Source organism: Streptomyces sp. NPDC054842, from assembly GCF_053611025.1.
The window spans coordinates 1-11,268 of record NZ_JBSGZN010000002.1; the positions used below are offsets into that span (position 1 = coordinate 1).

At 71.0% G+C, this 11,268-nt stretch carries 12 protein-coding genes; 5 read left to right on the plus strand and 7 right to left on the minus strand.

Annotation, left to right across the window (positions count from 1 at the left end; all coding sequences use genetic code 11):
* Positions 1-91: 91 nt before the first annotated feature.
* Positions 92-550 (minus strand): DUF4383 domain-containing protein, encoded by a 459-nt coding sequence (locus ACWGIS_RS01725; protein ID WP_453360426.1) that lies wholly within the window; start codon positions 548-550, stop codon positions 92-94.
* A gap of 457 nt (positions 551-1,007) precedes the next feature.
* Between ACWGIS_RS01725 and ACWGIS_RS01730 the strand changes: the two genes are divergently transcribed.
* Positions 1,008-1,337 (plus strand): WhiB family transcriptional regulator, encoded by a 330-nt coding sequence (locus tag ACWGIS_RS01730; protein ID WP_453360427.1) that lies wholly within the window; start codon positions 1,008-1,010, stop codon positions 1,335-1,337.
* A gap of 243 nt (positions 1,338-1,580) precedes the next feature.
* Positions 1,581-2,939, plus strand: a complete 1,359-nt coding sequence (locus ACWGIS_RS01735) for a HEAT repeat domain-containing protein (RefSeq protein WP_453360428.1) — start codon at positions 1,581-1,583, stop codon at positions 2,937-2,939.
* Positions 2,940-3,243: 304 nt separating this feature from the next.
* Here ACWGIS_RS01735 and ACWGIS_RS01740 read toward each other — a convergent pair whose 3' ends face one another.
* From ACWGIS_RS01740 to ACWGIS_RS01755, 4 genes are read right to left on the minus strand one after another with little or no spacing between them, the layout of a single operon-like run.
* A complete protein-coding gene (locus ACWGIS_RS01740) occupies positions 3,244-3,864 on the minus strand; it encodes a hypothetical protein (protein ID WP_453360429.1) in 621 nt (206 codons plus the stop codon).
* Entirely contained in the window at positions 3,864-4,475 is a 612-nt protein-coding gene (locus tag ACWGIS_RS01745) for a WhiB family transcriptional regulator (protein ID WP_453360430.1), read from the minus strand. Before ACWGIS_RS01745 ends, ACWGIS_RS01740 begins: the two co-directional genes overlap by 1 nt.
* Entirely contained in the window at positions 4,472-5,293 is an 822-nt protein-coding gene (locus ACWGIS_RS01750) for a BN159_2729 family protein (RefSeq protein ID WP_453360431.1), read from the minus strand. Before ACWGIS_RS01750 ends, ACWGIS_RS01745 begins: the two co-directional genes overlap by 4 nt.
* Positions 5,290-5,880 carry a sigma-70 family RNA polymerase sigma factor gene (locus ACWGIS_RS01755; RefSeq protein WP_453360432.1) on the minus strand — a complete coding sequence of 197 codons (591 nt, stop codon included), beginning with the start codon at positions 5,878-5,880 and terminating at the stop codon, positions 5,290-5,292. Before ACWGIS_RS01755 ends, ACWGIS_RS01750 begins: the two co-directional genes overlap by 4 nt.
* Before the next feature lie 356 nt (positions 5,881-6,236).
* Here ACWGIS_RS01755 and ACWGIS_RS01760 point away from each other — a divergent pair, with 356 nt between their 5' ends.
* Both ACWGIS_RS01760 and ACWGIS_RS01765 read left to right on the plus strand, forming a co-directional pair.
* Positions 6,237-6,659 carry a helix-turn-helix domain-containing protein gene (locus ACWGIS_RS01760; RefSeq protein ID WP_453360433.1) on the plus strand — a complete coding sequence of 141 codons (423 nt, stop codon included), beginning with the start codon at positions 6,237-6,239 and terminating at the stop codon, positions 6,657-6,659.
* A 189-nt stretch (positions 6,660-6,848) separates the two neighbouring features.
* Complete coding sequence (locus ACWGIS_RS01765; protein WP_453360434.1) at positions 6,849-7,094, plus strand: hypothetical protein; 246 nt, start codon at positions 6,849-6,851, stop codon at positions 7,092-7,094.
* A gap of 161 nt (positions 7,095-7,255) precedes the next feature.
* Here the strand turns inward: ACWGIS_RS01765 and ACWGIS_RS01770 are convergent, their stop codons facing one another.
* Complete coding sequence (locus ACWGIS_RS01770) at positions 7,256-8,488, minus strand: PP2C family protein-serine/threonine phosphatase (RefSeq protein ID WP_453360677.1); 1,233 nt, start codon at positions 8,486-8,488, stop codon at positions 7,256-7,258.
* A gap of 354 nt (positions 8,489-8,842) precedes the next feature.
* Between ACWGIS_RS01770 and ACWGIS_RS01775 the strand changes: the two genes are divergently transcribed.
* A complete protein-coding gene (locus ACWGIS_RS01775; RefSeq protein ID WP_453360435.1) occupies positions 8,843-9,718 on the plus strand; it encodes a MurR/RpiR family transcriptional regulator in 876 nt (291 codons plus the stop codon).
* Between the two features lie 125 nt (positions 9,719-9,843).
* Here ACWGIS_RS01775 and ACWGIS_RS01780 read toward each other — a convergent pair whose 3' ends face one another.
* A complete protein-coding gene (locus ACWGIS_RS01780) occupies positions 9,844-11,133 on the minus strand; it encodes a cyanophycinase (RefSeq protein WP_453360436.1) in 1,290 nt (429 codons plus the stop codon).
* Positions 11,134-11,268: the final 135 nt, after the last annotated feature.

The window sequence follows — 11,268 nt, forward strand, 5'->3', positions numbered from 1 at the left end:
GCCTTAACAGCCGCCCGGCACACCGCCGTTCACCGTGGTGCTGGGATGGACGCCGAATTCCCGCTGCTCACTGGGTCGGACGCCCGGAAGGTCACCGGCGCGTGCGCGCGGTCGCGGTGTCGCGGGTCAGGAAGAACCCGAGGGCGATCATGCCGATGCCCAGGAAGAAGTGCAGCCAGTTGTCCGCGGTGTTGACGGGGACGAAGTTGGCGTCACTGGAGTGGTCGATGAGCAGGCCGTACAGCCACAGCACGAGGTAGACGGCGCCGCCGACCACGAGGTAGTTGCGGGCGGTCCCGACGGAACGCGCCAGTGCCAGACCGGCGATGCCGAAGAGCAGGTGGACGAGGTTGTGCAGGATCGACACCTGGAAGATGCCCAGGAGCTTGGCTTCGGAGTGGTGCGCGGCGAACTCCATGGTGTCGTAGTGCGTGGTGATGCCGGGGACGAAGCCCAGAATGCCGACGAGGAGGAAGACGGCGCCGACGAGCTGCGCCGCCTTCTGGACGTTCGTGCGGTGGGAAGCCGTGGGGTGTGCGTGCGTGGTCATGAGCTGCCCTCTTCGTCTCGCGCCAGGCCGTGGGTGGCCGGTGGATGTGTGGTGACACCGCCAGTACCCCTTTCGAGCCGAACAATGAACGCGCGGCGCCGAACAATCGGCCGCAGCCGCACGCTTTCTGCGCAGCCGCATACCGTTCCTGCGGAGCTGCACATCGTCGGCTTCGCCGGACCGCTGTCAGGGATCCGCCTTGTCGCCGGCCGCTCGGAAAATCACCCGGCTCGCCCGTAGCGAATCTTGGTGAACGCAGTCGATCGCCTCGCGCAAGAAGTGGCCTAATGCGGGGCCCTTCCTGTGAAGTAGGGCCGACTGCGCTGTCAACGGGGCCGTCCCCCGTAAGAGTTGGAACTCCCGGCGACGTCATGTTCCGCGACAACTGGGCATATGGTCTGCGCAGACCCCTTTTACGAGGTGGGGGAACGGGACTTGTACAGGGAGGCGGCGCCGGATGAGCAGGGTCGAGCGCGAGTGGGAAACACAGGCGAAGTGCCGCACCGCCGACCCCGATGAGCTCTTCGTCGAGGGCGCGGCCCAGAACCGTGCGAAAGCCCTCTGCAGCGGTTGCCTGGTCCGGACGGAATGCCTGGCGCACGCGCTGGACAACCGTATCGAGCACGGTGTCTGGGGCGGCATGACCGAGCGCGAACGCCGGAGCCTGCTGCGGCGGCGCCCGACCGTCACCTCCTGGCGTCTGCTGCTGGAGACCGCTCGCACCGAGCAGGAGAGGGCGGCCCGACCGCTCCCCGCTCACGCAGGCGAGGAGAAGCGAACCGCCTGATCGGCCCCGGTCGCCCGGGGGACACCGCCGGTGCCTGCCGCCGAGTGCTCAGGGACCCCCTCCCACCGTCGTGGTGGCAGGGGAGCCGCGGACGTGCGGATGTCGGCCGGCGTGAAGGCGCAGTTCGTCGACCGTGCCGGCGCCGGGATGGCCACACGGACGTCCGACGACGCGTCGGGAAAAGCGTGAGCCCCGGTCGAGCTATGCACGTAGCGTGGTCACCCAGCACTCAATGGGGGACGGATGCCGACACCGGAACATGACGTGGACGCCCGGCTGGTGACAGCGGTGATCGCACAGGACGTCAGCGCCGTGCGGGCCTGTCTGGCGGAGGGCGCCGATCCGGACGTCCCGGGCCCCGACGGCCTCCCGCTGCTCTGCGCCGCCGTGGCCGGGTTCGATCACGAGACCGCCGAAGCCCTGACGGAAGCCGGAGCCGATTCCGATCGTGAGCTGCCGGACGGCACCACACCGCTCCTGCGGGCAGTCGACCGCGGCTCCCTGGCGCTGGTCGACGCGGTCCTGGGCAAGGATCCCCGGCTGCGGATCGCCGAAGCCGCCCGGCAACGCCTCCTGGACCTCGCACGGCACTGGTACGAAACGGGGGAGACCGAGGAATTGCGCCGCCGCACCGGTGTTGCGGGGCCCGCCGTCAGGCGCCTGATCAGGGACGACGAGCACACCGTCGTCGAGGAGGTCGCGCTCGGCGGCCTCACCGTCCGGGCCGGCCACGCCGCCGTCCTCACCTCGCTTGAGCGGGCCTTCGGCGTCTCACGGCCCGTGGCGGAGGTGGTGGCGCGCGCCGTTCCTCATCCGGACGAGACGCACGTCAACTGGTCCATTGCCGGCTACGTCCTCGCGCAGCGCCGCAGTCCGCAGGCCTGGTCCACGCTGTCCGACCTGCGCCACCACCCCGACCCGGTCCACCGCCGGTTCCTCGCGAGTGTCCTGTGGAGCCGCGACTTCCTCACCGGCATCCATGGCAGGCAGGACACCGAGCAGGACGCCGCGTTCCTGGCGGCGTGGGCGCTCGACGAGCCGGACGGCCACGTGCTCGCGAGGGTCCTGGACGTCTACACGGGCAAGGAGCACCCCGGCAAGGAAGCCATCGGCCTCCGGTACGCGGACCACCAGGACCCGCGTGTGCGCCGCGAGGTGCCGTACTGCCTGAACCGGTCTCAGATTCCGCCGAACGAGGACGTGATGACTGCGTTGCTCGCCCTGGCGGGGGACCGTGACCCGGGGGTCCGGACCGTCGTCGCCGAGTCCTTCGCGTTCCCCCGCGAGCTGGTCCCGGCGATCCGCGACATGCTGCTCACCCTGCTCCGGGACCCTCACCCGGGCGTCCGGGCCGCCGCGGCGGCGTCCCTTTCGACATCCCACGACCGGACGGCCGCGGTCACGGAGGCACTGGCCGCCCTGCTGGACGAGGAGGACCAGCTCCTCCGCCTGGAGGCCGCCTGCGCCCTCGCACGCCGCGACGACCCGCGCACCGATGAGGCATACGAACGAGTCGGCCCGCTCGGCCCCGGTTTCGAGGACGACGAACGAGTGGCCGAGCGCTGGCGCTACAAGTGGCGTAACGGCCCCGATGACACGTGATGTTCAAGGGCGCGATCGCTCCCGGGACGAGCGTCGGGTACGCGGGGCATGAGCGTTGCAGGGACGAGGCGGAGGTGTATCGCCCCACGAGACCACGGTCCAGCTCACGCCCCGACCTCCTCCGCGGCCGGCCGAGCCGTCGACCGCGCCGAGGCCGCTTCGGAGCATGCACGCCCCGTGGCAGCCGCCGCTGCCGACGCCGAGTGTGTGCGCGGACGCGTCCCCCTGCGGGGTCCTGGCAGGGGGACGCGGGGCCCGGCCGACGTGCCTCCCGAGCCTGCCGACCGGAGTCTGGAGGGTGCGCTCAGTCGCGGCCGGACTCTTCCTGCGGCTGCCCTTCGGCGGGACCGGGGATGCCGAGCAAGGAGGCTTCGACGGTCAGCAGGTGAGTGTGCCTGCGGATGTGGGCCGCCTGGTCCCGGGCGGAGTGAGCGGCTTCCGGCGAGGGATCCGTGGCCTTCTCCACGTAGGGGACGTGGGTGAACAGTGACAGCTCGGTGAGCGAGAGTTGCCAGGACAGTTGGCGGCTCCCGGTCACGAGCCGCAGCAGGTACGTGCCCTGGGTCCTGGGCTCGGTGGCCGGCGTGATGACAGCGGTCGAGGGGTGCAGTGCCGCCAGCCAGGCCAGCAGGTGCGCGCGTTCCAGGGAGACCAGGGTGAGCTCCCGCTCGTAGGAGTCGGCGTGGCGTCGCCAGCGGTCCCGCTCCTGGCGGCAGTCGTCCAGGTCGCGCGCGAGGAGGCGCCTCGGCTCGGTGCGCGGACGGTCGGCGTCGGCGGGTCTGCGGCGGGTCCCGCGACCGCGCGGGCACAGGACGAACAGGAGGGCGGCGGCCGTCCGGCCGAGCGGGCCGGTCGGTCGGGGCCGGCTGGACCGCGGGCTCTCGGGGGCGGGGTCCGCGGGAAGGCTGTTCGGGGGTGGCGGCATCACATGCTCCGGTGAGGGTGAGCGGGGGACGGCTCCGTGACGCCGGTACCGGTCGGCTCGGCTCCGCCGTGGTCGTGCGAGGGACTTGCGTGGTTCGGGGCGGTGGTGGAGCCGGTGCGCCGGTATCGGCCTGCGCTGCGGGAGTTGGCGGCACGGCAGGCCTCGTCGACGGGCTCGCGTCGTCGCAGGTGCCGCTGGTAGGCGGCGCGGGTCCCGCAGGGCGGGGGCTTGGTGGCCGCCGGGCGGGACCGGTCGGGGGTCGCGGACGGTCCGGCGGAAACGGGTGCCGAAGGCTCGGGCTGCCGGGTTTCCGGCTGGCCCGCGCGGCCGTCCAGGGCGTAGCGCTGCGGTCCGGTCAGGCCCGCGATGACACCGTTGCGTCGGCACCGCGGAAGCCCTTTCTCTCGCCGCAGGACTGCGTCTCGGCAGGCTTCGAGTACGGGACAGGTTGAGCAGATGGCCATGGCAGCCGGCCTGGTGGCGCGGGAGAACCACAGGTCCGCATCCTGGTGTCGGCATGAGCCAGCAGACTCCCAGGCCCGCGAGCCTTCACCTGCTACAGCGGCCCATCCCTCTCCGCCGGCGGTCGGGCCGCCCCGTCGGACGTTCACCGGGCCGGCCCTGCCGGGCTCCCGGCCGGTGTCGGCGGCGGACCGGAGGGGGAGGGAGCGGGTGCATCGGTGTCGCTGCTTCCGGGTCCCGCGTCCGGCAACCGCACGGGCGTGGAGGGGCGTACCGGCGACAGAGGTCCCAGATGCTCGGCCACGTTGGCGAGGGAGCACCGCTCCGGGCGACCGTCGATGGACAGCAACGGCATGCCTTCGCGGTTGCGGCAGCCGTGGAAGTACCAGATGTCCCCGTGGATGTCGCGCAGCGGGAGGGCCAGGTCGTAGGTGATCGCGCCGAGCCGGAACGGACGAGCCGGCGCCGCGGGTTGTGTGGGCGGGGCGGCCGGGACGGGGCTGTGGGCCACGACCGTCACCGGGACGCCCTCGCGCTGTCCTTCCGCGGTCACCGCGTGCGCGCGGGTCCGCTGGACGGTCGTGAAGCCGAAGTACGCCCGCCAGTGGGCCCATTGGGCGTGATCGCTCACGCGCAGCACGATCCGGACCCGGTCGCCGTCGACCCGGATCCCGTACGGACCCGCGTGGTCGGCGAGGTGGCGCTCGACGACGCGCGCCACCTCACGGGCCCGCGCGCAGGAGGCGTCCCAGGCGAGCGCCTGGTGCTCCAGGTCGGTGACCGGTTGCGGAACGCGAGTCCAGCGCCCCTGTGGCGTGCGGTGGAGCACTGTGCCGAAGGAGCGCTCGGGGTCGACGAGGAGCCGGGCCCGGTCCAGTGCGTACGCGGCGACCGTCGCCTGCTCGGAGCGGACGGATTCCAGTACCGCCTTGATCACTCCGGCGGCATGGGGAAGGTTGCCGTTCATGCGGGCACCGCCTGCGTGACGTCGCGCAGATTGCGCAGCGCGCGGTACGTCAGCGTCTTGACGGCGCCGACGCTGCGGCCCATCGCCAGTGCGGTCTCCTGCGCGCTCATCTCCCCGAGGAAGCGCAGCTCCAGGCAGTGCCGTTGATGGACGTTGAGTGTGTGCAGGACGGTGTGGAGTGTCTCGTGGGCCTCGACAGCGTCCAGTTCGCGCAGCGCGAGGGACTCGGTGCCCGGGCCCGGACCGTGTGTCTCGTGGAACTCGGCTACGGACGTCTCCAACCGGTTGCGGCCCAGGCTGAGTTCGTCCAGATAGAGGTTCTTCGCGATCGTCGCCAGCCAGCCGGCGAATGCCGTGCCCTGCCAGGTGAAGGAGTCGATGCGGCGCAGGGCGCGCGTGAACACCTCCTGGGTCAGGTCCTCCGCCACGTGCTTGTTGTGCGTGCGGACGAGCAGGTAGCCGTACACCTGCCGGTAGTGCTGGTCGTACAGAGCGGCGAACGCCTCCCGGTCGCCTGTGCGGGCCCGGGCCAGCAGCTCGGGTTCCGGACTGTCCGGAGTGGTGGGGACGTGGTGAGGAACGGACACGGTCGGTGCTCCCGTCGATGTCATGTGGAGGCGCGAGGACTCCGCCCCGCCATCTCCGATACGCATGTAGATGTAGATTCGAAGTCAGCGCTCAACTGGGCGGCGCGCAACGAGCTTGCGCGGTGGCTGTCGAATCGGTCCACAGTCTTCGTGTAGATGCAGATAGTGTCAAGCCGTCCACGGAGCGTCAGGCTCAAAAGGGCTCCTGGCGTGGCCCGTTGAGTGGGGGCAGTCGAGCGTGCACGGCGTGCGCGGCGGTCCGGCTACCCTTCCCGCACCCCGGCGTGCTCCCGAAGGTGTCGTCCCTGATCTGCGATCTACTTGCGCTTGTAGATTCCGTGACAGATCCTCTGTGCGTGACGAACCCGCAACGCGCCCCACGGGACACCGAAGCCGACCACGATCGCCCACCCAGGGGCGAGGATCTGGCGGCTCTGCTCGAACGTCTTCTGGCGCAGGTCCCGGGCAGGACTCAGAAGGATCTGGCGTCTGCGGCCGGCATCTCCTATCCGACCCTGAACGCCTGGATGAACCGCACGCGCGGCACCTCCCGCATCGCCCCGGAGAAACTGCGGTCCATGGTCGAGGTGTTCCGGGGATGGGGCGTGCGAACGACGCCGAGGGAGTTCTTCGAGGCGGCCGGACGTCCCGTGCCCGGCCCCAGCGCCGACGAACGCGAGGCGCGGCTTCTGATGTTGTACAGGCAATTGCCGGAGGCACGTCAGCGTGCGTTGCTCAAGGACGCCGAGATGATGCTCCAGGTCAGCCGCATCACCTGAGGTCAACGCCCCTTGGCCGACGGACGTTGTGAAAGTACCCAGCCTAGGGGCGGGTGCGACGCCTCGGCTGCGACGCATGAATATGACGAAGGGCCCCACAGTGCCGAGCGTCATAGGTACCATCAGTCAGCCGCTGACCTCCCGGAGCGGATCACATCGTGATGTTGTGCATCCCTGGGGAGATACGTCGTGTGCATTCGCATTTCCATGGTGGACGATCTGCCGGCCATCGCACGCTGGGACCCCGACGAGGTGAGCATCCGTGTCGCCAGAGGCTCCCGGGTGGCCGATGCGCTCAAAGAAGTCCGGGACATCCTGACGATCGATCTGGGAGCCCCAGCCTCGCGTGGAGGGCTCCTGCATTGCTTCTGCGGGATGCGCGTCGAGCTTCCCCGCGAACTGACCTCATGCGTTGTCTCGGCCGAGGCGAGCTGACACGTCGACAGTCCTGCGTGTGCTGCGGGCTTTCGAGGCCTGGCGTCGCGCGGTCGCCCAACCGCCCTCCCTGCTCGGGAGATGTCACCTCGCCGACGGCGGCTCGGCGACAGCCGGGCGGTGGAGGCGGCTCGAAGCGTGCCTGAGGGCGTCAGTGCCGGTCACAGGCGGATGATGACCAGCGCCGTGTCGTCGTTGTTCCCTTCCGGTGGGAGGAGGTCGCTCAGGAGGGCGTCGGCCAAGACCTCGGGGTCGGACCGGCCATGGCGGACGAGGGAGTCGGCGAGGCGGGCCAGACCGACGTCGATGTCCTCGTGGCGCCGCTCGATCAATCCGTCGGTGTACAGCACCAGGATGGCGCCCTCCGTGAAGGCCACACCGGCCTGCGGACGTGGGACGTGTTCCGGGCGGGCGCCGAGAGGCGGATCGGTCGCCTGGTCGAGGAAGGCCACGGTGCCGTCGAGGTGGAGCAGCGCGGGCGGGGGATGCCCCGCGCTGCTGTACGTGATGGTGTGGGTGGCCCAGTCGATGAAGGTCTTGACCGCGGTGCTCGACTCGGCCCCTTCGACGTAACGGGCATACAACCCCAGCGCTTCCAGCGCCTGGGCCGGGCCGTCGGCGACCCGGGCGGCGGCGCTGAGCGCGCTGCGCAGCTGCCCCATGACGCAGGCCGCCCGGAGGCCGTGACCGACGACGTCACCGACCGCGATGGCGATGCGGTCGCCCGGCAGGTCCACGAGGTCGTACCAGTCGCCGCACACGTTCAGGTTGCCGGCGGCGGGCCGGTAGCGGACGGCTGCCCGGTGGTGTCCAACCGGCGTGGGCGGGGGAAGCATCGCCGCCTGGAGGGCCAGGGCGACTTCGCGATCGCGTGCCTGGGCCCGGCGCAGCCGCTCGTTGATGTCCTGCAGCTCGCGGGCGCGGGTGTACAGCTCGGCCTCCAGCACACGGGCCCGGCCGCTCTCGCTGTCCGCGCCCTCCCGGGCGCGGATCAGTTCGGTGACCTCCTCCACCCGGTGGACGATCAGCACCACGTTCCCGTCCAGGTCACGAACGGGGGCGTTGACCGGGCTCCAGAAGTGCTCCACCCAGCGGCCGGGGCGCTCGCGGTCCTCGATGTCGTAGCGCAGCAGCGCCATGGTGTCGCGTTCGCCGGTGGCCACCACGCGCAGCATCGACGCCTGGGTCTCGCGCATGCCGGCGGCGGCCGGCTCATGGGGGTTCTCGGGGAAGACGTCGAAGATGTAGCGGCCGATCAGTTGCTCGCGGGTGCGCCCGGCCAGCCGGAGGAAGTCGTCGTTGGCATCGGCGTAGACGAGGTCGGGAGTCAGCAGCGCGACCATGCCGGGGAGGGCGTGGAACACCGCCCCGTAGTCGATGCGCGGTTTGCTCATGTGCTGCCCGCCTCTGCGCTGGTCGTTCGTGTGCTGCTTCACGATAGGAGCGAACGCGCCGCTGAGCCGGGTTCCGCCACGTCAGTCACCTGAGCGGCCCCGTCGTCACGGTGCCCCGCGCGCGGGTCGGCTGCTTCCTCTCGCGGGCAACGGTGCCGGGCGTCGTGTGCGAGTCGCCGGCTCGGCTTTCCGCGTGCCGGCTGTCTCGCGCTGGAGGCCGAGTTCCCAGTGGCGTAACAGGCAGTACATTGCGTACCGGCATCTGCCCTGTTGTACTGTCTGGCGTGAGCTGACGCGCTGCTTGAGGGGCACCGGGGATGCTACGACCTGACGCCTCTGGGGAGGACCCGCAGCATGACTGGCACGCTGGCCGACGAGATCCGCAGCCGACTGGGTGACCTGAGCCCGGCGGAGCGCAAGGTCGCCCGGGTGCTGCTCGCCGGGTATCCCGCCGCGGTCTTCGAGACCGTGGCGACCATCGCCGAGCGTGCCGCGGTGTCGACTCCGACCGTCCTGCGCTGTGCGTCCCGACTCGGCTACCGGGGCTTTCCGGACCTGCAGGCAGCGCTGCGCGCCGAGTTGGACGCCCGCAACGCCTCGCCCATCACTCTCTACGAGTCCACGGAACCCGTGCCGGAGGCGGGATCGGGCGAAGCCGTGGCCGGTGAGGCGCGCATGGAGCCGCGGCTGGCCGTGCTGCAGCAGGCGCTGTCCCAGACCTTCCATGAGGTGTCCGCGCACGATTTCGACACGGCGGCGCAGCTCCTGGGCGATCCTCGCCGGAGAGTCCACCTCGCCGGCGGGCGCTTCACGCACCTGCTGGCGCGCTATCTGGGCCTGCACTTGATGCAGGTGCGCGACCAGGTGTCCTTTCTGCCGGACAGGGACGTCGAGAGGACATCGTTCCTCACCCAGCTCACGCGCCGCGATGTGACCGTCGTCTTCGACTACCGGCGCTACGAGGAGGACATGACGGTCATCGCCGAACTCGCGCGGGAGCGGGGCGGGAAGGTCGTCGTCTTCACGGACCCCTGGCTCTCGCCCGCGTCGGCGCACGCCGACGTCGTGCTCATCAGCCAGGTCGCGTCCGGCTCCCCGTACGACAGCCTCACTCCCACGGTCGCGCTCATCGAGACGCTGATCTCGGCCGTCCTCGACCGACTCGGCACGGACGCGCACCAGCGGATGAAGGACGGCGAGGACATCGCCCGGCGGGCGGGCCTTCTGTGACAGGACACCGTGACGCTTACCGGCACCGCGGCGGAACCGTGCCGACGCCGTAGCGCGGCAGGGCGCCGCGTTCGCGGGTACGCGGCGCCCTGCCCTCGCGCGGAGGGCTCGCGTCGTGGGTGGCGTCAGCGAGGGGCGATGGTGATACGCAGACCGACGAGGGTCTGAGCGGTGGTGCCGTCGCTGCTCCAGGCGGCGAAGGCGGCGGACTTGCCGAAGGTGACACCGAACCGCGGACCGGCCTCGAACGTGGTGGCGGTCGCGGTGTTGTGGGTGCGTGACTCGGCCAGTGCTCGGGCGGTGGCGCGGAAGGAGTAGGCGGCGCCTTCGGGGTTGGCGACGGAGTGGAAGACGTCCGTGTTCGCGGCCGGGGGAGCGCTGCTGGTGGGTGTCAGAGGGTACTTGTCCGGTGCGGGGCGGACCCGCCAGGTCCGTGCGGCGTACCGGTCGCCGTCCGTGAGGTAGCTGTAGCGGGCGCCCCGCAGGGTCCAGCCGGACGATGACGGCTCGGCGCAGGCACGGCGCAGGTCCAGGACGGCCACGCCGTTGGGGCCCAGAACGGCGAGCTGTTCGTGGCTGCTCCCGGGGTGGTCGACGACGAGGGCGGTGTTCTCCTCGAGTGCGTAGACCCGGTCGTGTCCGGTGTCGGACGCCAGGCGGTAGGCGCGGCCCTCGCGCCCGTAGGATCCGGTGTGGGTATCGATGAGAGCCGAGCGCAGGAACCCGAACCCGCCCCGGGGGATGTAGCCGAGGCGGGTGGGGTCGTCGAAGTAGCCGGGGGCGCTGCCGTCGCGCAGCCCTTCGTACGATTCGCCTCCGCTGACCATGTCGGGTCCTGAGGCGATCTGCGCGCCGGCCGAGGACCCGGCGACGACCGCGCCGTGTGCCAGCTTCGCGCGTATGGCGGCCAGGACCTTGGAGTCCTTCCGGCCGGGACCGCGCAGCATTGTCTGGATGTAGCGGTACTGGTCGCCGCCGCCGAAGAAGAAGCCGGTCATGGAGTTGACCTGGGCGACTACGGCGTCGGAGTCGGCGTTGGCCACATGGTCGAGGTCGACGGGGATCCACTGGGCGTCGGCGGCGCCGTGCTTCTCGAACAGGCCGGCGTAATAGGCGCCGTTGCAGGCGGAGTTGCTGCACCGTTCGGGGTCCGCGGCATGAGGGTCCTGGCTCTCGGGCACGGAGGCCGCGGTGATGACACCGACGCGAGCGTGGGCTCCGCCCGCGCGGTTGATGATCTCCCCGTACACCTCCGTGTTGTCCTCCTTGAGGCCGCCACCGACAAGGACCAGGGAACCGTCGTGGGTGGCGGAGCTGCCGGTGGCGGCCTGCGCTGCGGGGGCCGTGGCGAGGAGGGTGAGGGCGATGCTGCCGGCGAGGGCGGCGCGGCGGGTGAGGCCGTGATGTGAGGGCATGGGTTCTCCAGTCGTCGGGCGGGGCAGGGCCGGCCGCCGCTCAGGGCGGTGCCCGGCTGCTGAGGTCGGTGCGGGCGCGTACGGGCACTGGGGCGTTGAAAAGGTCGCCGCGCACGGTGGGCCTGGTGGCGTCGA

Coding starts and splice junctions, on each gene's coding strand:
- ACWGIS_RS01725 (WP_453360426.1), bottom strand. CDS start 550: ATGACCACGCACGCACACCCCACGGCTTCCCACCGCACGAACGTCCAG.
- ACWGIS_RS01750 (WP_453360431.1), bottom strand. CDS start 5,293: ATGAACGGCAACCTTCCCCATGCCGCCGGAGTGATCAAGGCGGTACTG.
- ACWGIS_RS01775 (WP_453360435.1), top strand. CDS start 8,843: ATGACTGGCACGCTGGCCGACGAGATCCGCAGCCGACTGGGTGACCTG.
- ACWGIS_RS01740 (WP_453360429.1), bottom strand. CDS start 3,864: ATGCCGCCACCCCCGAACAGCCTTCCCGCGGACCCCGCCCCCGAGAGC.
- ACWGIS_RS01730 (WP_453360427.1), top strand. CDS start 1,008: ATGAGCAGGGTCGAGCGCGAGTGGGAAACACAGGCGAAGTGCCGCACC.
- ACWGIS_RS01735 (WP_453360428.1), top strand. CDS start 1,581: ATGCCGACACCGGAACATGACGTGGACGCCCGGCTGGTGACAGCGGTG.
- ACWGIS_RS01770 (WP_453360677.1), bottom strand. CDS start 8,488: ATGAGCAAACCGCGCATCGACTACGGGGCGGTGTTCCACGCCCTCCCC.
- ACWGIS_RS01780 (WP_453360436.1), bottom strand. CDS start 11,133: ATGCCCTCACATCACGGCCTCACCCGCCGCGCCGCCCTCGCCGGCAGC.